This is a genomic window from Streptomyces sp. NPDC038280 (assembly GCF_055600045.1).
Window position 1 is genome coordinate 62,186 of the sequence record NZ_JBVJYZ010000004.1, and the last position, 20,072, is coordinate 82,257.

General features: G+C 71.8%; 19 protein-coding genes. 11 read left to right on the forward strand and 8 right to left on the reverse strand.

Going from position 1 to position 20,072, the window contains the following annotated elements; translation table 11 throughout:
• Positions 1 to 101 precede the first annotated feature (101 nt).
• The gene (locus ACZ7J0_RS11080; protein WP_469122446.1) at positions 102 to 1,013 is read right to left on the reverse strand and encodes a DeoR/GlpR family DNA-binding transcription regulator; all 912 of its coding nucleotides are present in this window, start codon (positions 1,011 to 1,013) and stop codon (positions 102 to 104) included.
• Between the two features lie 182 nt (positions 1,014 to 1,195).
• Complete coding sequence (locus ACZ7J0_RS11085; protein WP_468708664.1) at positions 1,196 to 2,635, reverse strand: NAD(P)H-quinone dehydrogenase; 1,440 nt, start codon at positions 2,633 to 2,635, stop codon at positions 1,196 to 1,198.
• A gap of 160 nt (positions 2,636 to 2,795) precedes the next feature.
• Here ACZ7J0_RS11085 and ACZ7J0_RS11090 point away from each other — a divergent pair, with 160 nt between their 5' ends.
• The 4 genes from ACZ7J0_RS11090 (at position 2,796) to ACZ7J0_RS11105 (ending at position 7,779) form a co-directional block, all read left to right on the forward strand.
• Complete coding sequence (locus tag ACZ7J0_RS11090) at positions 2,796 to 3,233, forward strand: gamma-glutamylcyclotransferase family protein (RefSeq protein ID WP_468708064.1); 438 nt, start codon at positions 2,796 to 2,798, stop codon at positions 3,231 to 3,233.
• A 338-nt stretch (positions 3,234 to 3,571) separates the two neighbouring features.
• Complete coding sequence (locus tag ACZ7J0_RS11095; protein WP_468708066.1) at positions 3,572 to 4,396, forward strand: purine-nucleoside phosphorylase; 825 nt, start codon at positions 3,572 to 3,574, stop codon at positions 4,394 to 4,396.
• Between the two features lie 335 nt (positions 4,397 to 4,731).
• Positions 4,732 to 6,381, forward strand: coding sequence for a phospho-sugar mutase (locus tag ACZ7J0_RS11100; RefSeq protein ID WP_470886167.1), 1,650 nt, complete (start codon positions 4,732 to 4,734; stop codon positions 6,379 to 6,381).
• A 213-nt stretch (positions 6,382 to 6,594) separates the two neighbouring features.
• Entirely contained in the window at positions 6,595 to 7,779 is a 1,185-nt protein-coding gene (locus tag ACZ7J0_RS11105) for a glycosyltransferase 87 family protein (RefSeq protein ID WP_470886169.1), read from the forward strand.
• 46 nt (positions 7,780 to 7,825) lie between these two features.
• Here the strand turns inward: ACZ7J0_RS11105 and ACZ7J0_RS11110 are convergent, their stop codons facing one another.
• The 3 genes from ACZ7J0_RS11110 to ACZ7J0_RS11120 form a co-directional block, all read right to left on the reverse strand.
• A complete protein-coding gene (locus ACZ7J0_RS11110) occupies positions 7,826 to 8,476 on the reverse strand; it encodes a PH domain-containing protein (RefSeq protein ID WP_470886171.1) in 651 nt (216 codons plus the stop codon).
• Positions 8,477 to 8,491: 15 nt separating this feature from the next.
• Entirely contained in the window at positions 8,492 to 9,106 is a 615-nt protein-coding gene (locus tag ACZ7J0_RS11115) for a class F sortase (protein WP_470886173.1), read from the reverse strand.
• 165 nt (positions 9,107 to 9,271) lie between these two features.
• A complete protein-coding gene (locus tag ACZ7J0_RS11120) occupies positions 9,272 to 10,540 on the reverse strand; it encodes a hypothetical protein (RefSeq protein ID WP_470886174.1) in 1,269 nt (422 codons plus the stop codon).
• Positions 10,541 to 10,790: 250 nt separating this feature from the next.
• On the opposite strand from ACZ7J0_RS11120, the gene deoC reads away from it, so the two are divergent.
• Genes deoC through ACZ7J0_RS11135 form a run of 3 tightly spaced genes read left to right on the forward strand, consistent with a single transcriptional unit; the run spans position 10,791 to position 14,100 of the window.
• Positions 10,791 to 11,765 carry a deoxyribose-phosphate aldolase gene (gene deoC, locus ACZ7J0_RS11125; protein ID WP_470886176.1) on the forward strand — a complete coding sequence of 325 codons (975 nt, stop codon included), beginning with the start codon at positions 10,791 to 10,793 and terminating at the stop codon, positions 11,763 to 11,765.
• A 12-nt stretch (positions 11,766 to 11,777) separates the two neighbouring features.
• Positions 11,778 to 13,223, forward strand: coding sequence for an aldehyde dehydrogenase family protein (locus ACZ7J0_RS11130; RefSeq protein WP_470886177.1), 1,446 nt, complete (start codon positions 11,778 to 11,780; stop codon positions 13,221 to 13,223).
• Positions 13,216 to 14,100, forward strand: coding sequence for an aldehyde dehydrogenase family protein (locus tag ACZ7J0_RS11135; protein WP_470886179.1), 885 nt, complete (start codon positions 13,216 to 13,218; stop codon positions 14,098 to 14,100). The genes ACZ7J0_RS11130 and ACZ7J0_RS11135 overlap by 8 nt, the downstream gene beginning before the upstream one ends.
• Positions 14,101 to 14,176: 76 nt before the next feature.
• Here ACZ7J0_RS11135 and ACZ7J0_RS11140 read toward each other — a convergent pair whose 3' ends face one another.
• Positions 14,177 to 14,548 (reverse strand): hypothetical protein, encoded by a 372-nt coding sequence (locus tag ACZ7J0_RS11140; protein WP_470886181.1) that lies wholly within the window; start codon positions 14,546 to 14,548, stop codon positions 14,177 to 14,179.
• A 52-nt stretch (positions 14,549 to 14,600) separates the two neighbouring features.
• Between ACZ7J0_RS11140 and ACZ7J0_RS11145 the strand changes: the two genes are divergently transcribed.
• A complete protein-coding gene (locus ACZ7J0_RS11145; protein ID WP_470886183.1) occupies positions 14,601 to 15,305 on the forward strand; it encodes a uridine kinase in 705 nt (234 codons plus the stop codon).
• Positions 15,306 to 15,477: 172 nt separating this feature from the next.
• On the opposite strand, the gene ACZ7J0_RS11150 is transcribed toward ACZ7J0_RS11145, so the two are convergent.
• Together ACZ7J0_RS11150 and ACZ7J0_RS11155 are read right to left on the reverse strand one after the other, a co-directional pair.
• Entirely contained in the window at positions 15,478 to 15,951 is a 474-nt protein-coding gene (locus tag ACZ7J0_RS11150; protein WP_470886184.1) for a cupin domain-containing protein, read from the reverse strand.
• Positions 15,952 to 16,241: 290 nt separating this feature from the next.
• Positions 16,242 to 16,988, reverse strand: coding sequence for a SigE family RNA polymerase sigma factor (locus ACZ7J0_RS11155; protein ID WP_470886185.1), 747 nt, complete (start codon positions 16,986 to 16,988; stop codon positions 16,242 to 16,244).
• A gap of 171 nt (positions 16,989 to 17,159) precedes the next feature.
• Here ACZ7J0_RS11155 and afsQ1 point away from each other — a divergent pair, with 171 nt between their 5' ends.
• Genes afsQ1 through ACZ7J0_RS11170 form a run of 3 tightly spaced genes read left to right on the forward strand, consistent with a single transcriptional unit; the run spans position 17,160 to position 20,042 of the window.
• On the forward strand, positions 17,160 to 17,837 hold the full coding sequence (gene afsQ1, locus ACZ7J0_RS11160; protein WP_468708088.1) for a two-component system response regulator AfsQ1: 678 nt from the start codon (positions 17,160 to 17,162) through the stop codon (positions 17,835 to 17,837).
• 46 nt (positions 17,838 to 17,883) lie between these two features.
• Positions 17,884 to 19,416 (forward strand): ATP-binding protein, encoded by a 1,533-nt coding sequence (locus tag ACZ7J0_RS11165; RefSeq protein WP_470886186.1) that lies wholly within the window; start codon positions 17,884 to 17,886, stop codon positions 19,414 to 19,416.
• Positions 19,413 to 20,042, forward strand: coding sequence for a hypothetical protein (locus ACZ7J0_RS11170; protein WP_470886187.1), 630 nt, complete (start codon positions 19,413 to 19,415; stop codon positions 20,040 to 20,042). The genes ACZ7J0_RS11165 and ACZ7J0_RS11170 overlap by 4 nt, the downstream gene beginning before the upstream one ends.
• The last annotated feature ends 30 nt before the right edge of the window (positions 20,043 to 20,072 follow it).

Sequence of the window (20,072 nt, forward strand, 5' to 3'; positions counted from 1 at the left end):
TTGAGCGGACCCGAGCCGTCCTACTGCGGCAGGGTCGCGGGCCCGTGGCGCACGGCTGCCGCCGGCGTCTCCCCAGGGAAGCCCGGGGCACCCCCGCGACCTCAGCGGCGGCGCAGGTCCGCCACCCGTGCCCTCTCCTGGGCCGGCTCCGGGGCCAGGGACGCCGTGGCCGCACTCCTCAGCCGCTCGCCCGGGTGCCGGGCGCGCTGGCCTGGGAGGGGAACGTCCCGGCGGGGCTGGCGCCCCGGCGGGGCCGCTTCCGCGGGTCCCGGTCCCGCCACCGCGATCTGCACGCCCTGGTCGGCCAGCGCCTGCAACTCCGTGGCCGCGCGGTCGTCGTGCACCGGGGGCTCGTCCGTCACCAGCCGGGTGATCACATCCGTCGGCACCGTCTGGAACATGGTGTCGGTGCCGAGCTTGGTGTGGTCGGCCAGCACCACGACCTCCGCCGCCGCCTGCACCAGCGCCCGGTCCACGCTCGCGGAGAGCATGTTGGACGTGGACAGGCCGCGCTCCGCGGTGAGTCCGCTCCCGGAGAGGAACGCCCGCGAGACCCGAAGGCCCTGCAGGGACTGCTCGGCCCCGCTGCCCACCAGCGCGTAGTTGGAGCCGCGCAGGGTGCCGCCGGTCATGACGACCTCCACGCGGTTGGCGTGGGCCAGGGCCTGTGCCACCAGCAGGGAGTTGGTGACGACGGTCAGTCCGGGGATCCTCGCGAGCCGGCGGGCCAGCTCCTGCGTGGTCGTTCCGGCGCCGACCACGATGGCCTCGCCCTCTTCGACGAGGCTCGCGGCGAGATCGGCGATGGCCGTCTTCTCCGCCGTCGCGAGATGGGATTTCTGCGGAAAGCCGGATTCTCGCGTGAAGCCGCCCGGCAGTACCGCACCGCCGTGCCGGCGGTCGAGGAGTCCTTCTGCCTCCAGCGCCCGCACGTCCCGCCGTACGGTCACTTCGGAGGTCTGGACTACGCGGGCGAGCTCACGGAGCGACACGGCCCCGTTGGCTCGCACCATTTCGAGGATCAATTGACGACGTTCTGCAGCGAACACGAAACTGACAGTAACCCCAGCGGCCGATACTTTTCAGCAGTTTGCGCCGAATAAGCGAAGTTGTGCACGGACGGGGCCGCCAAGTGGTATGGACGGCCCCGCACGTGTCAGGACTTACCGGCTCTTCGCCGCCCCGGGCGGCCGGGTCACGCCTCGCCGGTGGCCTTGCGGGTGTGCAACTGCCGTGCGACCTCGGCGATCGAGCCCGACAGGGACGGGTACACGGTGAAGGCGTTCGCGATCTGCTCGACGGTCAGATTGTTGTCGACCGCGATCGAGATCGGGTGGATCAGCTCGCTCGCGCGCGGGGCGACGACACAGCCGCCGACGACGATCCCCGTACCCGGACGGCAGAACAGCTTCACGAAACCGTCCCGGATGCCCTGCATCTTGGCGCGCGGGTTGCGCAGCAGCGGCAGCTTGACGACGCGGGCGTCGATCTTGCCGCCGTCGACGTCGGCCTGCGTGTAGCCGACGGTGGCGATCTCCGGGTCGGTGAAGACGTTCGAGGAGACCGTCTTGAGGTTGAGCGGGGCGACCGCGTCGCCCAGGAAGTGGTACATCGCGATCCGGCCCTGCATCGCGGCGACCGAGGCCAGCGCGAAGACTCCGGTGACGTCACCGGCCGCGTACACGCCCGGCGCGGTCGTGCGGGAGACCTTGTCGGTCCAGATGTGGCCCGAGTCCTTGAGCCGGACCCCGGCCTCCTCCAGGCCCATCCCGGCCGAGTTGGGGATGGCGCCGACGGCCATCAGGCAGTGCGTGCCGGAGATGACGCGGCCGTCGGAAAGGGTGACCTCCACCCGGTCGCCGACCCGTTTGGCGGACTCGGCGCGGGAGCGGGCCATGACGTTCATGCCCCGGCGCCGGAAGACGTCCTCCAGGACGGCGGCCGCGTCCGGGTCCTCGCCGGGGAGCACCCGGTCGCGCGAGGAGACGAGCGTGACCCGCGATCCGAGGGCCTGGTAGGCGCCCGCGAACTCGGCGCCCGTCACACCGGAACCGACCACGATGAGCTCCTCGGGGAGCTCGGTGAGGTCGTAGACCTGGGTCCAGTTCAGGATCCGCTCGCCGTCCGGCTGCGCGTCGGGGATCTCGCGCGGGTGGCCGCCGGTCGCGATCAGCACGGCGTCGGCGGTGAGCGTCTCCTCCGTGCCGTCGGCGGAGCGCACGATCACCTGGCGCGAGCCGTCCATCGCCTGCCGGCCCGACAGCCGGCCGCGGCCGCGCAGGACCCGGGCGCCGGCCCGCGTGACGGAGGCGGTGATGTCGTGGGACTGGGCCAGCGCGAGGCGCTTCACCCGTCGGTTGACCTTGCCGAGATCGACGCCGACGACGCGCGCCGCCTGCTCGATGTGGGGGGTGTCATCGGCGACGATGATGCCCAGCTCCTCGTACGAGGAGTCGAAGGTGGTCATCACCTCGGCCGTCGCGATGAGGGTCTTCGAGGGTACGCAGTCGGTCAGGACGGACGCGCCGCCGAGGCCGTCGCAGTCCACGACGGTCACCTCCGCGCCGAGCTGGGCGCCCACGAGGGCAGCCTCGTATCCGCCGGGTCCGCCGCCGATGATCACGATCCGGGTCACGTGGTACGCCTCGCGCTCTCGTTCTGCCGGGGGGTGACCCCGCTGGGCTGCAGTGCGTACTCCATTGTCCCGCACGCTTCAAGCAGTCTCGCCCCCGGGGCTCCATCCGGGCTTCCTCCGCTTCGGCGCGCACGGCGTCCCCTCCCGTACCCTCGATCACATGTCGCTCTACGCCGCGTACGCCGGCAACCTCGACGCGCGGCTGATGAGCCGCCGCGCACCCCATTCACCGCTGCGCGGCACCGGGTGGCTCAACGGCTGGCGGCTGACTTTCGGCGGCGAGCAGATGGGCTGGGAGGGCGCGCTGGCCACGATCGTGGAGGCACCGCGCTCCCAGGTCTTCGTCGCGCTCTACGACATCGCGCCGATGGACGAGGACTCCATGGACCGGTGGGAGGGTGTCGGCCTCGACATCTACCGCCGGATGCGGATCCGCGTGGACACGCTGGACGGCGAGGAGCCGGCCTGGGTCTACGTCCTCAACGGCTACGAGGGCGGGCTGCCGTCCGCCCGCTACTTGGGCGAGATCGCCGACGCGGCGGACTCGGCGGGCGCGCCGCACGACTACGTGATGGAACTGCGCAAGCGCCCCTGCTAGCCGTGCGCCGCCGGACCCGCCCCCCCCCCCCGCTCACGGCCGCTGTCCGCCGGTTTTCACTCCTGTCGGCGGGTCTCGGAGGGTCTCGACGGTTCCTGCCCGGTCTCGGACGGTCTCGGACGGTCTCGGACTGTGAGATGTACCGCGCACCTCATCACGAGGCATTCGTGGGAATCGACAAGACAACGATCGCATGTCCGTCAGCATCGTCATCTACGCGCGTAGGCAATCTCGGGCTACGCTCTTGCGCGTACGAAGAACCTCCCGGGGCCGTCCCCGGGCCCCGGCCGGCCAGACCGCGTGCCGGGACGACGTCACTTCCCGAGGCGAGAGACTCAGTGAACGCATCTGCCACCCCGGACAACACCCTGGGCGACCCCCGCACCGCCGCCGACGCCGCCGCCGCGCGTCTGCGCGAGCTGACCGGCGCCGAGACCCACGACGTCGCCCTGGTGATGGGCTCCGGCTGGGCGCCGGCCGTCGACGCGCTCGGCGCTCCCGAGGCCGAGTTCCCCGTCACCGAGCTGCCCGGCTTCCCCCCGCCCGCCGTCGAGGGCCACGGCGGCAAGATCCGCTCGTACAAGATCGGCGACAAGCGCGTCCTGGTCTTCCTGGGCCGTACGCACTTCTACGAGGGCCGCGGCGTGGCCGCCGTCTCGCACGGTGTGCGCACCGCCGTCGCCGCGGGCTGCAAGACCGTCGTGCTGACCAACGGCTGCGGCGGTCTGCGCGAGGGCATGCGCCCCGGCCAGCCGGTGCTCATCAGCGACCACATCAACCTGACGGCCGCCTCGCCGATCATCGGCGCGAACTTTGTCGACCTGACCGACCTGTACTCGCCGCGGCTGCGCGCGCTGTGCAAGGAGGTCGACGAGACCCTCGAAGAGGGCGTGTACGTGCAGTTCCCCGGGCCGCACTACGAGACCCCGGCCGAGATCAACATGGTCCGTGTGCTCGGCGGCGACCTGGTCGGCATGTCCACCGTCCTCGAGGCCATCGCGGCCCGTGAGGCGGGCGCCGAGGTGCTGGGCATCTCCCTCGTCACCAACCTGGCAGCGGGCCTCTCCGGCGAGCCCCTCAACCACGAAGAGGTCCTGCAGGCCGGCCGCGACTCCGCCGCCCGCATGGGCGAGCTGCTGACCCGCGTGCTCGACCGGATCTGAGTTCCCTCCGGATCCGGGTCCTCCCCGGATCCGGACTCTCCGCCGGAGCTCCCTCGGGCGGAGCCTCCGTCGGAGCCCTCTCCCGCCCCTCGCGCCGCCGGCCCGGGCCTCACCGGTCCCGGGCCCCGTACGGCCGGGTCCCCGGTCCGGCGACCGGGGGCCCGGCCGCACCCGGTTCCGGGCCCGGGGCGGGCGGAGGCGTCCGCCCCGGCGCGTGGCGAGCCGCTCCGGGCGGCGCGGCGGGGGCAGAGTGGGCCCTTGGGCCCTGAGGCGCATCACGCCCGGCGGGGTACGCGTACCCCTGACACCCGTACGACACCAGGAGGCAGACCACCGTGCAGCAGGACCTCATCGCGCGAGCCGAGGCGTGGCTGGCCGAGGACCCGGACAGCGAGACCCGCGACGAGCTGGCGAAGCTCATCGAATCGCGGGACCTGGACGAACTGACCGTCCGGTTCGGCGGCACGCTGCAGTTCGGCACGGCCGGGCTGCGCGGCGAGCTGGGCGCCGGGCCGATGCGCATGAACCGTTCGGTCGTCATCCGGGCCGCCGCCGGACTCGCCGCGTATCTGAAGGCCAAGGGCCAGAGCGGGGGTCTGGTCGTCATCGGCTACGACGCGCGCTACAAGTCCGAGGACTTCGCCCTGGACACCGCCGCCGTGATGGTGGGCGCCGGGCTGCGCGCGGCGGTACTGCCGCGCCCGCTGCCGACGCCCGTCCTCGCGTATGCCATAAGGCACCTGGGCGCCGTCGCCGGCGTCGAGGTCACCGCCAGCCACAACCCGCCGCGCGACAACGGCTACAAGGTCTACCTCGGCGACGGCTCGCAGATCGTGCCGCCCGCCGACGCGGAGATCGCCGCCGAGATCGCGGCCGTCCGGGCCCTGGCCGACGTGCCGCGCGCGTCCAGCGGCTGGGAGACCCTCGGAGACGAGGTCCTGGAGGCCTACCTGGCGCGTACGGACGCCGTCCTGACCCCCGGCTCCCCGCGCACCGCCCGCGTCGTCTACACGGCCATGCACGGCGTCGGCAAGGAGGTCCTGACGGCCGCCTTCGACCGGGCGGGGTTCCCGCCGCCCGCGCTGGTGGCCGAGCAGGCCGATCCGGACCCGGCGTTCCCGACGGTCGCCTTCCCCAACCCGGAGGAGCCGGGCGCCATGGACCTGGCGTTCGAGGCCGCCCGCGCGGTGGATCCGGACATCGTGATCGCCAACGACCCGGACGCGGACCGCTGCGCGGTGGCGGTTCCCGACGACGGCGTCGAGGGCGGCTGGCGCATGCTCCGCGGTGACGAGGTCGGCGCGCTGCTCGCGGCGCACCTGGTGCACAAGGGCGCCCGGGGCGTGTTCGCCGAGTCGATCGTGTCGTCGTCGCTGCTGGGCCGGATCGCCGAGGCGGCCGGCGTCGGCCACGAGGAGACGCTGACCGGCTTCAAGTGGATCGCCCGCGTGGAGGGCCTGCGCTACGGCTACGAGGAGGCGCTGGGCTACTGCGTCGACCCCGAGGGCGTGCGCGACAAGGACGGCATCACGGCGGCCCTGGCGGTCGCCGAGCTGACGTCCGTGCTGAAGGAGCAGGGCCGCACCCTCACGGACCTGCTCGACGACCTCGCGGTCGCGCACGGGCTGCACGCCACCGACCAGCTGTCGGTGCGGGTGGAGGACCTGAGTGTGATCGCCGACGCCATGCGGCGCCTGCGCGAGCGGCCGCCGGTCTCGCTGGCCGGGCTCACCGTCGTGAAGGCGGAGGACCTGACCGAGGGGTCGCCTGCGCTGCCGCCGACGGACGGTCTGCGGTACTACCTCGAGGGCGAGTTCAAGGCCCGGGTGATCGTCCGCCCCAGCGGCACCGAGCCGAAGCTGAAGTGCTACCTGGAGGTCGTCATCCCGGTGAACGACGCGAGCGAGCTGACGCCGGCGCGGGCGACTGGAACGCGGGTGCTGACGGACATCAAGCGCGACCTGGCGGCCGCCGCCGGCATCTGACGGCGCGCGCCGGGGGTGTGCCCGTACGGAGTCCTTCCGTACGGGCACACCCCTTTTCCCGCTGTTCCGCGCCCTTTTCCGCTGTTCCGCGCCGGGCCGCGCTCCCGGACGGGTGAATTCCCTTGGGCGGTCGAGGCAGGTTCCGTGCCCGTCCGGGCGGCGGGGGCGAGGGTGACATCCGGTATCGCACGCCGAGCCCCTGGAGCCGCCTCAGTGCCCCCGGTCATCGTTGCCCACCCCACCGTCCCGGCCTGCCGCACCCCCTCGCCACCGCGCGGCGGCGGCGGCGTGCCGCAGCGGGTGCGCGGCGCCCTGCGGCACGCGGCGCCCGCGCTGCTCGGCCATTTCGCCGTACGCCTCCTGGGGCTGCTGGTACTGGCCCGCTGGACGCATCTGAAGGGCCACGGCCTCTGGCCGGTCCTGGCCTCGTCCTGGGACTCCAACTGGTACCTGGAGATCGCCGACCGCGGGTACACGGACGAGCTGGGCACCCGTCTCGACCACAACAACCTCGCGTTCTTCCCGCTCTACCCCGCTCTGATCAAGGCCGTCGCCGCGGTGACGCCCGGCTCGCGGGCCTCGGTGGGGCTCGTTCTCGCGGTCGTCTGCTCGCTGGCCGCCGCCTGGGGCGTCTTCGCGGTCGGCGACCGGCTGTACGGACGGCGGGCCGGGGCCGTCCTCGCCCTGCTGTGGGGCGCGATGCCGGTCGGCGTCGTCCAGTGGATGGGCTACACCGAGTCCCTGTTCACGGCCCTGGCGGCGTGGGCGCTGCACGCGGTGCTGGAGGAGCGGTGGCTCTGGGCCGGCGCCTTCGCGGTCCTGGCCGGACTGACCCGGCCGACGGGCATCGCGGTGGCGGCGGCGGTGGCGGCAGCCGGCCTCCTCGCCTGCCGCCGCGAGCGGGCCGCCCTGCTCGCGGCGGCGATCGCCCCTCTGGGCTGGCTGGGATACGTGGGGTGGGTGGCCCTGCGGCTCGGGCGCTGGGACGGCTACTTCGCCGTCCAGAGGCTCTGGCGCAACGAATGGGACGGCGGCACGCGGACCCTGGACGAACTGCGGGACCACCTGGTCTACGGCAAGGCCCCGTATCTGTTCCTGGTGGTGGTGTCCGTGGTGCTCGTGACGTCGGTCGCCCTGTACCTGCTCTGCCTGGCCGACCGCCAGCCGATGGCCCTCCTGGTCTTCACGGGCGTGCTGCTGCTGGTGGTCCTGGGCAGCGGAGGCGTGTACTTCCCCCGCGCCCGGTTCCTGCTGCCCGGCTTCCCCCTGCTGCTCCCGCTGGCCCTGGCGGTCTCCCGGGCCCGCGCCCATGTGGCGGCCCTGGTCCTGACCGCGGCGGCCCTGACATCGGCATGGCTGGGCGGCTCCATGCTCCTGGTGTGGCCGGGCCCGCCGTGAGGAACCGCGAGGGAGCATGAGGGACCCGGAAGGGCCGTGAGGGACCTCAGCCGGTCGCCAGCAGGACCAGCAGCACGACCAGTCCCGCCACCGCCGGGCCGATGACCTCGTACGCCCAGCGGATCTGGATCTCGCCCTGGGCGCCGGGGCGCGTCGCGGAGTGCTCCGCCTGGTCGCGGAGTTCGGCGACCGTGCGGTCGGCCGGCGCCATGCGGGCCGCGGTGTCGGTGACGTCCGCGTGGACGGACGTGCGCCCGTGCGGGTCGTCCTGCGCACGCTGGGCCTGCTTGCGGGCGGCGCGCTTGCGCTGGCGCAGCGAGACCGGGATGGACCAGAGCTGGTACTTCGTCCCGTCCCGGGTCAGCACCTCACTGGAGTAACCGGCGCGGACGTCGGCGACCGTGCTCCACGGCAGGACGAGCGTGCGGAACGGATTGCGCACCCGCAGCCGGTCGTCGTTGGCGAACACCGCCGGCCGGACGGTGAAGGCGACGATCAGCGGCACCGCGAGCAGCAGGACCGCGAGCGCGATCCAGGGAGTGCGCCCCTCGCCGTTGACGAGGGCGTCACCGCCGATCCAGGCGGCGATGGCGAGCAGCAGGACGCCGCCCGCGATTCCGAAGGGCGACCGGAAGACACGGTCGGCGTAGGCCGGCTCGCTCGGTTCGCTCGGCTCGGGCTGCTGGGGGCTCGTCATGGTGCCGATTCTGCCTCACGCCGTCCGAGGGGTGAGATCGGCGTACACGATGATGTTGTCGGGGCGGTGGCCGTCGACCAGATCCCCGCCGCAGGTGATCAGGCGCAGCTCGGGGCGGGTCGTGTCGCCGTAGACCTTCCGGGTGGGGAACGTCTTCTTGCCGACCTGCTCCAGCTCCCGGACCCGGAAATCGGCGGTGGTGCCGTCGGCGCGCGAGACGCTGATGACGTCACCGATTTTGATTCTGGACACGTTCTTGAGCACCGCCGGCCCCTTGGCGGTGTCGAAGTGGCCGATCAGGACGGCGGGGCCCTTCTCGCCGGGCGTGACGCCCTTGTCGTACCAGCCGATCCGGTCGGCGTCGGCGACGGAGGGGACCTCGACGGTGCCGTCGGCGGCGAGGCCGAGTTCCAGTACGGGTCCGGTGTCCACGCCCGCGGCGGGCACCCGCACCCGTACCGGCTTGGAAGCGGGCAGCGGCTGGACGGCCCGCGGCTTCGGGGGCGCCCCGACCGCCGGGGCGATGTGCGCGGGTGGGGTGGCGGGAGGGTGTTCACCGTCCGCGCCGCAGCCGGTCAGGGAGGCCGCCGCGGCGAGGGCGAGCAGCGGGGCGACGAGGCGGTGCCTCATGGGTGGCTCCTGCGAACGAGGTGGGCGGGCCGCCGCATGGGGTGCGACGGCCCGCCAGGGGTGGGGTGATGCTCCTGCTCGGGTCATGGGCAGGGGGTGCCCGGCCCAGGAGGCCGGGCAGCCTTGGTGCGGCCGGCCGGTGGGACCGGGCCGCGGCGGCGTGGGTCAGCCGCGCGCGCCCGCCGCACGGCGGCGCAGGACGACGAAGCCGAGCCCCGCCGCGGCGAGGGAGGCCGCGCCCGCGCCGGCCGCGATCAGGGTGCCGTCGCCGCCGTCCTCGCCGAGCTCGGCGCCGGCCGCGACACCGCCGCGCGGGACGACGGACGTCTGGGAGGTGCTTCCCTGGGGCGCCTTGTCGGACGGGCCCGCGGGGGTGGCCGGGGCGGTACCGGTGCCCGTGCCGATGAAGACCGGAGCGCCCTGCTTCTTGCCACCGACGTGGTAGCTGCTGAAGCTGCCGTCCCGCTCGATGACGACCACCGTCTTCTCCTCGTCGTAGTGGAAGACGCTGCGGGCGCCGTCGACGTAGAAGAAGCCGCTGCCCTTGCCGTTCTCGATCCGCTGGAGACCGAACCGGCCGTTCTTCTTGGCCAGTTCGAGAACCGTGCCGTTGGCCAGCTTGTACCGTCCCGGCTTGCCGCCCGGGACGGAGTTGCCGGTCCAGTGCAGCGTGTTGCCGTGCGGGTAGAGCACCAGGAAGCTGCCGTTGTTCTGGGCGGCCACCGGTCGGGAGGCGGCGTCGAGGACACCGATGGAGCGGCCGTTCAGGAAGGACTCGGCGCGGTGGTGGTAGTCGTTGAACTTGTAGATCTTGACGACAGTGCCGTCGGAGAGCTTCTCGGTGCGTACGAGGGTGCCCTTGCCGTCGACCAGCTCCTTGCTGGTGACGCTGCCGTCGGCGTGCAGGACGAACTCGATGCCCTTGACCGTGGCGCGGCCCTCCTTGCCGCCGCCCGCGAACAGCCGGCTCAGCTCGTGCGAGCCGTTCTCCGTGATGGTGGCGACGTAGCGGCCCGGCTCCCGGGTGTAGACGCGGACGAACAGGCCCTTGCCGAAGCTCCGGTTGAGGATGATCTCGCCCTGGGGCAGCCCGTCGACGGTCCGGACGCTGATGATGGACCCGTCCGGGAAGAATTCCACGCCCACCCGGAGGAACTGGCCCTGAACCGTGTGCTTCGCGCTGGTCAGGCTGCCGAGCGGCTGCTTGCCCAGGAAGAACTCGGCGACGAACGCACCCTTGCCGGTCTTGTAGACCTCGGCGGTCACCCCGTCGAGGAGCTCGTCGGTGCGGACGTGCTCGCGCTCCGGGGTGGGCGCGGCGACGGCCGGCGCCGTGCCGTCCGCGGCGAAGGCGGATCCGGCGGTGAGGGCCGGGGTGATCGCGACGCCGGCGAGGACGGCGGTGGCGATGGCGGTGCGAAGGGCGGTGCGCATAACGACTCCTGTGAATCAGGCGGTTGGATGAGGAGAGCCGCATGCCGCCTGCTCGTTCGGAGTGGGGCCGTGTGAGGTGGGGCGGGGCTGCAAGAAAAAATTTAATGATCTTGCGTACAGGAGTGATCCGTTCCGTGTCACAGGCGTGTGACAGGACTCACCTCACCCGTGTCCACCTGCGGCTTCGCCCCCTCGGAAAGCGGAGGGCTGTACAGGTCGCTACGCGCGTAGATATGCTCGACTGGTGACCATGCCCACTGCATCCTCCCCCACGGCCTTCGGCGTGGGAGGTACTCCACTCGCCGACGTGACCGCGTCCGACAGCACGCTGCGTCGCTTCCTCCACGGGCTGCCCGGCGTCGACGCCGTCGGCCTGGAGGCTCGCGCCGCGGCGCTCGGCACGCGCTCGATCAAGACCACGGCCAAGGCGTACGCCATCGATCTGGCCATTTCCATGATCGACCTGACGACGCTCGAAGGCGCGGACACCCCCGGCAAGGTCCGGGCCCTCGCCGCCAAGGCCGTCCACCCCGACCCGACCGACCGTACGACCCCGAAGACCGCCGCGGTCTGCGTCTACCCGGACATGGTGGCCACCGCCAAGGCCGCCCTGAACGGCGCGGACGTGAAGGTCGCCTCCGTCGCCACCGCCTTCCCGGCCGGCCGCGCCGCGCTCCCCGTGAAGCTCGCGGACGTCCGTGACGCCGTTGCCGCGGGCGCCGACGAGATCGACATGGTGATCGACCGCGGGGCCTTCCTCGCCGGGCGGTACCTGGAGACCTTCGAGCTCATCGCGGCCGTGAAGGCCGAGTGCGGCTCCGCACGCCTCAAGGTGATCTTCGAGACCGGTGAGCTGTCGACGTACGACAACATCCGCCGCGCCTCCTGGATCGGCATGATGGCCGGAGCCGATTTCATCAAGACCTCGACCGGCAAGGTCGCGGTCAACGCCACCCCGGCCAACACGCTGCTGATGCTGGAGGCGGTGCGCGACTTCCGCGCGCAGACCGGTGTCCAGGTGGGCGTGAAGCCCGCGGGCGGCATCCGCACCACCAAGGACGCCATCAAGTTCCTGGTGCTGGTCAACGAGACCGCGGGCGAGGACTGGCTGGACAACCACTGGTTCCGCTTCGGTGCCTCCTCGCTGCTGAACGACCTGCTCATGCAGCGCCAGAAGCTGGCGACCGGCCGCTACTCCGGCCCCGACTACGTGACGGTGGACTGAGACCCCATGACCATGGACAAGCAGACTTCTGCATTCGAGTACGCACCGGCGCCCGAGTCCCGCTCCGTCGTCGACATCGCCCCGTCGTACGGCCTGTTCATCGACGGCGAGTTCACCGAGGCCGCCGACGGCAGGGTCTTCAAGACCGTCTCGCCGTCCACCGAGGAGGTTCTCTCGGAGATCGCCCAGGCGGGCGCCGAGGACGTGGACCGTGCGGTGAAGGCGGCCCGCAAGGCCTTCGAGAAGTGGTCGGCGCTGCCCGGCTCCGAGCGCGCCAAGTACCTGTTCCGCATCGCCCGGATCATCCAGGAGCGGAGCCGTGAGCTGGCCGTCCTGGAGACGCTGGACAACGGCAAGCCGATCAAGGAGACCCGCGACGCGGATCTGCCCCTGGTCGCCGCGCACTTCTTCTACTACGCGGGCTGGGCCGACAAGCTCGACCACGCCGGATACGGCCCGAACCCGGCGCCGCTCGGCGTCGCCGGGCAGGTCATTCCGTGGAACTTCCCGCTGCTCATGCTGGCGTGGAAGATCGCTCCGGCGCTCGCGACCGGCAACACGGTCGTCCTCAAGCCGGCCGAGACGACCCCGCTCTCCGCGCTGTTCTTCGCCGACATCTGCCGCCAGGCGGGTCTGCCGAGGGGTGTCGTCAACATCCTTCCCGGCTACGGGGACACGGGCGCCGCGCTCGTCGAGCACCCGGACGTCAACAAGGTCGCCTTCACCGGCTCGACCGCCGTCGGCAAGGCCATCGCGCGCCAGGTCGCGGGCACCTCCAAGAAGGTCACCCTGGAGCTGGGCGGCAAGGGCGCGAACATCGTCTTCGACGACGCCCCCATCGACCAGGCCGTCGAGGGCATCGTCGGCGGCATCTTCTTCAACCAGGGCCAGGTCTGCTGCGCGGGCTCGCGTCTGCTGGTCCAGGAGTCGATCGCCGACGAGCTGCTCGACTCCCTCAAGCGCCGCCTGTCGACGCTGCGCCTGGGCGACCCGCTGGACAAGAACACCGACATCGGCGCGATCAACTCGGCCGAGCAGCTGGCCCGTATCACCACGCTGGCCGACCAGGGCGAGGCGGAGGGCGCCGAGCGCTGGTCCCCCCCGTGCGAACTCCCGCCCACCGGTTACTGGTTCGCGCCCACGCTGTTCACCAATGTCACGCAGGCGCACACCATCGCCCGCGACGAGATCTTCGGCCCGGTGCTCTCGGTGCTGACGTTCCGTACGCCCGACGAGGCGGTGGCCAAGGCCAACAACAGCCAGTACGGCCTGTCCGCCGGCATCTGGACGGAGAAGGGCTCCCGCATCCTCGCGGTCGCCAACAAGCTCCGCGCGGGCGTGGTGTGGGCCAACACGTTCAACAAGTTCGACCCGACCTCGCCCTTCGGCGGCTACAAGGAGTCGGGCTTCGGCCGCGAGGGCGGTCGCCACGGCCTGGAGGCGTACCTCGATGTCTGATCGGCTCAGTGTCCTCAAGACCTACAAGCTGTACGTCGGGGGCAAGTTCCCCCGCTCCGAAAGCGGCCGGGTGTACGAAGTGACCGACTCCAAGGGCAAGTGGCTCGCCAACGCGCCGCTCTCCTCCCGCAAGGACGCGCGTGACGCGGTCGTCGCGGCCCGCAAGGCCTTCGGCGGCTGGTCGGGCGCGACGGCGTACAACCGGGGCCAGATCCTCTACCGCGTCGCCGAGATGCTGGAGGGCCGCAAGAGCCAGTTCGTGCACGAGGTGGCGCACGCCGAGGGCCTGTCCAAGTCCAAGGCGGCCGAGGTCGTCGAGGCGGCCGTCGACCGCTGGGTCTGGTACGCGGGCTGGACGGACAAGATCGGCCAGATCGTGGGCGGGGCCAACCCGGTCGCGGGGCCGTACTTCAACCTCTCCACCCCGGAGCCGACCGGTGTCGTCACCGTCCTCGCCCCGCAGGAGTCGTCGTTCCTGGGCCTGGTCTCGGTGATCGCGCCGGTGATCGCGACGGGCAACACGGCGGTCGTGATCGCGTCCGAGAAGGCCCCGCTCCCGGCACTGTCGCTGGGCGAGGTGCTGGCCACGTCCGACCTGCCGGGCGGTGTGGTCAACGTCCTCTCGGGCCGTACGGCCGAGATCGCGGCCCCGCTGGCCGCGCACCAGGACGTCAACGCGATCGACCTGACGGGTGCGGACGAGTCGCTGGCGAAGGAGCTGGAGATCGCCGCGGCGGACAACCTGAAGCGCGTACTGCGTCCACAGGCTGTGGATTTCACGGAGCCCCCCGGCACCCACCGCCTGACGGCGTTCCTGGAGACCAAGACGGTCTGGCACCCGACGGGTTCCCTGGGCGCGTCCGGCTCCGCGTACTGATCAGGGCGTGAGCCCCCGAAGAGGGCCCCGCGGGCGCACTGCCCCCGGGGCCCTCCGCGCTGTGGCGGCGATCCCCCTAGCCCGGCAGGAGTTCCGTGGCGCCCCCGGCGACCGGCAGGTCCTCCACCGCTCCCCCGCTGGTCACCGGCTCCGTCACCGGCGCGGTGCTCAGCGGCTTGGAGTCGGCGGCCTGGGCGCCGACCTCGTTGTCGAGCGGGTCCGCACCGGTGTGCGCCGGCGGGTCCACGTGGAGACTCGTCACCGGGTCGCTCGTGTGTCCCACGGCGCCGGTGAGCGCCTGACCGGGGCCCGCCGGACCGGCGAGGGGCGAAGGCGCGGCCTGGGCCCCGCCCGCGCCCATGCCGAGGACCGCGCCGGCCGCCGTCGTGGCGAGACCGGCCCGGAGCAGCGCGAGGTGCTGGTCCTTGATGAATGCGTGCCGAGCCATCGACGTCCTATCGTTGGGTAATCGTGCGCGCACCGAGGGTAGTTGTGGTGTGATGCTGGCTACCAACGACGTCGCGGAGGGGTCCCCCGCACGGGTCGATGGTTCACACTGGTGTCCCGTGAGTTCCCAACCCCTCCCGACCCGCGTCGTGCTGCTCGCGGGCCCCTCCGGCTCAGGTAAATCGTCGCTCGCCGCCCGCGCAGGGCTGCCCGTGCTGCGACTCGACGACTTCTACAAGGAGGCCGGCGACCCGACGCTCCCGCTCGTCGCGGGGAGCACGGACATCGACTGGGACTCCCCGCGTTCCTGGGACGCCGACGCGGCGGTCGCCGCCATCGTCGAGCTGTGCCGTACGGGCCGGACCGAAGTGCCTGTGTACGACATCGCCACCAGCGCCCGCGTGGACCGTGAAGCGCTCGACATCGCGCGCACGCCCCTCTTCATCGCCGAGGGCATCTTCGCGGCGGACATCGTCGGGCGCTGCCAGGAGCTCGGAGTCCTCGCGGACGCCCTGTGTCTGCGCGGCCGCCCCTCGACGACCTTCCGCCGCCGACTGCTGCGGGACCTCAGGGAGGGCCGCAAGTCCGTGCCGTTCCTGCTGCGCCGGGGCTGGCGCCTGATGCGCGCCGAACGCGCCATCGTCACCCGCCAGACCGCGCTCGGCGCGTACCCCTGCGCCAAGGACGAGGCCCTGGGCCGCCTGGCGGCCGCGGCCGCGGGCCGCCGGCGGATGCCCGCGGCGCACGAGCCCGTCTAGGGAGTGTCCGGAAAGTATGGCCGTCCGCCCGAAGGGCGGGGCGCGCGGCGTCCGGTGCGTGCGATCGCAAGGCGCCGGGATGCCCTCGTAGCGGAGCTACTCGGGCATGTCGGCAACGCGGCGAGCGTGCGTGCAGGGCGTCGCACGCCAGGCAAGACTTTCCGGACACGACCTAAGCGTCAGGCATCGGCTGCATCTGAATTCCGTGCCGCTTACCGATCTCAATCAGGCGATCAAGGTCCGGCAGCGTGTCCGACGGGGGCGGTAGCTCCCGGCTCGCGGCGGGTTCGCCCGCCTCGGCGAAGAATTTTTCGATGCCGCCCGGCGTGTAGGTGACCAGGATCCGCGCCGTGCTGGTGGGCTCGAACCGCTCCAATGTGCCTTCAGGGATATGGAAGAAGGACCCGGGAACGCCTTCGAACGTCTCCCCTCCGATGTGATAGCGCAGCGTCCCCTCGATGACGTAGACGCTCTCGGTCCCCGAGTGGGTGTGGGGCGGTGGGCCGCTACCCACCGGAACGGTCATCTCCATGACGGTCATCGCACCGTTGGTCTCGTCGCTGGAAGCCTTGACCTCGTAGAGACCGTTCAGCATCCAGAACGCCTGCCCGTCGCCGCTGTGGCGCACGTGGGCGCTGTTCGCCATGGGACCGTTCCTTTCCCTGGGTAGACCTTCCCATGTGTTCCCACCGCCGGAGTCAGCCGAAGGCCGCCGTTCGGGTGGACGCACCTGAGTCGCAGGGTCCGCATGATCGGCCGGACACAACCTGGGAAGGGTCCGCCCCTCGCCGCACACGCGGCGGGGCACACGGAACAGCGGGGCTGAACAGGTCCCCCCGGCCTGTCCAGCCCCGCTGCGTTTCCCCCGTGGGTCCGGCGTACGCCCCCGTACGACCCCGTGCTCCCCCGTGTTTCCCCCGTGTTTCCCCCGTTGCCTCAGGCCACCAGCTCGCCGAAGGACTCCTCCTCGTCACGGCCGAAGCTGAGGACCTCGTCCTCCCGCAGCCGGCGGAGCGACCGCCAGATGCTGGACTTCACCGTGCCGACACTGATGTCCAGGATCTCCGCGATCTCCGGATCCGTACGGCCCTCGTAGTAGCGCAGGACCAGCATGGTGCGCTGCAGTTCGGGAAGGCGGGCCAGCGCCTGCCAGAGCACCGCGCGCAGCTCGGTGCCGCGCATCGCGTCGGTGTCGCCCACCGTCTCCGGCAGCTCCTCCGTCGGGTACTCGTTGAGCTTGCGCCGCCGCCACGCGCTGATGTGCAGGTTCGTCATCGTCCGGCGGAGATAGCCCCCCACCGCGGCCTTGTCGCTGATCCGGTCCCAGGCGCGGTACGTGGAGAACAGCGCGCTCTGGAGCAGGTCCTCGGCCTCGAAACGGTCACCGGTCAGGTGGTAGGCGGTGGCGTACAGGGAGGCGCGTCGTTCCTGGACGTAGGCGGTGAACTCCGCTTCCGACCGGCTCTTCGCCTCCGGTGAGGGGGATCCCAGTCCGTCCCCCCGGGCCTCCCCGTACGCCGCTCCCCCGTCAGTCACGGCCACCATGTAGGGCGCCTTGTGCTGACGCCCGGCGCTGCGAACGCACCCCCGCCCGTTCACCGCGCCGGACTTCTCCGTGCTCCTGGTGACGTCGTGGAGACGCGTGACAACTGCGCTTGAGGTGGTGCTGTGCAGTGCGTTCATCTCGCGCCCCCCGTCGGTTGGAGTCTGCTCGGTTCCTTGTGCCAATGAGCTTGCCCCCGGCAGTTCATAGCGGTGTCCGTCGACTGTCACAGGCCTGTCACAGGCGGAGGAACCGGGCAGGAGCGCTCCCGCGGTCGAATTCCGGCTCCCCCATGGGCCAGAATGGCGTCCGTGCCTTTCCTGTTGCTGATCGAGGACGACGACGCCATCCGCACGGCCCTCGAACTCTCCCTGTCACGCCAGGGCCACCGAGTGGCCACCGCGGCGACGGGCGAGGACGGCCTGAAGCTGCTGCGCGAGCAGCGGCCGGACCTGATCGTGCTGGACGTGATGCTCCCCGGCATCGACGGCTTCGAGGTGTGCCGTCGTATCCGGCGCACCGACCAGCTGCCGATCATCCTGCTCACCGCGCGCAACGACGACATCGACGTGGTCGTCGGACTCGAGTCCGGCGCGGACGACTATGTCGTGAAGCCCGTGCAGGGGCGGGTGCTCGACGCGCGGATCAGGGCCGTACTGCGCCGGGGCGAGCGCGAGTCCACGGACTCGGCGACGTTCGGCTCGCTGGTCATCGACCGGTCGGCGATGACGGTGACCAAGAACGGCGAGGACCTCCAGCTCACGCCGACCGAGCTGCGGCTGCTCCTCGAACTGAGCCGCCGGCCCGGACAGGCACTGTCCCGCCAGCAGTTGCTGCGGCTGGTGTGGGAGCACGACTACCTGGGCGACTCGCGTCTGGTGGACGCGTGCGTACAGCGGCTGCGGGCGAAGGTGGAGGACGTCCCGTCCTCCCCGACCCTCATCCGTACGGTCAGAGGCGTCGGCTACCGGCTGGACGTCCCTTCGTGAGACGCGTGGGAGACGCGCGCGAAGAAGCGAGCAAGGAAAGAGCACAGTGAGCGGTGGCGCGAAGAAGGCGATACTCGCGGGCCTTCGGTTCACCAGCCTCCGGTTGCGGCTCGTCGTCGTCTTCGCCCTGGTGGCGCTGACCGCCGCCGTGTCCGCCTCCGGGATCGCCTACTGGCTCAACCGCGAAGCCGTGCTGACCCGCACCCAGGACTCGGCGCTCAACAACTTCCGGCAGGAGATGCAGAACCGCGCCGCGGCCCTGCCGGTGCGGCCCGCCGAGGACGATCTGCGGCGTACCGCGGAGCAGATGGCGAGCGGCGCCGGGTACAGCGTGCTGCTGCTCGGCGAGCGGGACGCCGGGAAGCCGATCATCGGCGCCTCGGACCCGGACGTCTTCACGCTGAAGGACGTGCCCGAGTCGCTCCGGGAGGCGGTCAACACCGAGCGGCCCCTCACCGAGGGCAACAGGTACGCGTACCACCTCTTCTGGCTGCGTACCCAGCGCGGCAGGACGCCTTATCTGGTCGGCGGCACGCGGATCATCAACGGCGGGCCGACGGGCTACATGTTCAAGTCCCTGGAGCAGGAGCGGCAGGACCTGAACTCGCTCGCCTGGTCGCTGGGGATCGCCACCGGGCTCGCCCTGCTCGGCTCGGCGCTGCTGGCGCAGGCCGCGGCCACGACCGTACTGAGGCCGGTGCACCGGCTCGGTGAGGCGGCGCGGCGGCTCGGCGAGGGGAAGCTGGACACCCGGCTGCGGGTCTCCGGCACCGATGAACTGGCCGACCTGTCACGGACGTTCAACAGCGCCGCCGAGTCGCTGCAGAAGAAGGTCGCGGACATGAGCGCGCGGGAGGAGTCCAGCCGCCGCTTCGTCGCCGACATGTCGCACGAGCTGCGCACCCCGCTCACCGCTCTGACGGCCGTCACCGAGGTGCTGGAGGACGAGCAGGACAGCCTCGACCCGATGATCGCGCCGGCCGTCGCCCTGGTGGTGAGCGAGACCCGGAGGCTGAACGACCTGGTGGAGAACCTGATGGAGGTGACCCGCTTCGACGCGGGCACCGCCCGGCTGGTCCTCGACGACGTGGACGTGGCCGACCAGGTGACGGCGTGCATCGACGCACGCGCCTGGCTGGACGCGGTGGAGCTGGACGCGGAGCGCGGGCTCGTCGTGCGTCTGGACCCGCGCCGCCTCGACGTGATCCTCGCGAACCTGATCGGCAACGCGCTGAAGCACGGTGGATCGCCGGTGCGGGTGGCCGTGCGGATGGAGGACGACGAGCTGGTCATCGAGGTGCGTGACCACGGGCCGGGCATCCCCGAGGACGTCCTGCCGCATGTCTTCGACCGGTTCTACAAGGCGAGCGCGTCGCGGCCGCGTTCCGAGGGCTCCGGCCTGGGGCTGTCGATCGCCATGGAGAACGCGTTGATCCACGGCGGTTCCATCAGCGCGGCGAACTCGCCGGACGGCGACGGCGCGGTGTTCGTACTGAGGCTGCCGAGGGACGCGTCCGGGATCGAGCCCGGGCTCCAGACCCGCAGCAGCCAGGGGGAAGAGGAGGGGGACGAGCAGTGAGCGCCCGTCACCGTGGGGCCGTCGTACTGGCCGGGGTGGCGGCGTTCGCCGCCGTCGCGTCCGGCTGCGGGATCAGGACCACGTCCGTACCGGTCGACGCGGGCGCCGCCCCCTCACGGGTGCCGTGCAGCGTCGCGGGCAAGCGTGCCGCCACCGCGCAGCCGAGGACCGGCGTAGCGGTGCGCGTCTATCTGGTGTGCGCCTCGCAGCTGGAGGCGGTGGAGCGGGCGACACTGCCCGAGGAGAGCGCCGACAAGACCGCCGGCCGGCGTCCGGCGTTCGCCCAGGTGCTGGTGGACGAGTTGCGCGCGGAGCCGTCGGAGGCCGAGCGGAACGCCGGTTTCACCTCGTCGGTGAAGGGGGCGCTGTCGGTGTCCGCGGGGCGCAAGCGCGATCCCGAGGGCACACTGCGGCTGTCCCGGCAGCCCGAGGACCTGCCGGCCACCGCTCTGGCCCAGATCGTCTGCACCTTCGCGGACAACGTGCTCGCGGGCAGCGACGGGACGGTGGTCCTGGGTGGACCCGGCGACTATCCGGCGCACGGCTACAAGTGCACCGAGGGAATCAAGGAGAACCCGGAGTCCGCGCTGCCGGTCGCCGCCGTGCCGTCGCCCTCCGGGTCATAGCCCCGTTCGCGCCTCGCCGTCCCGTACCCG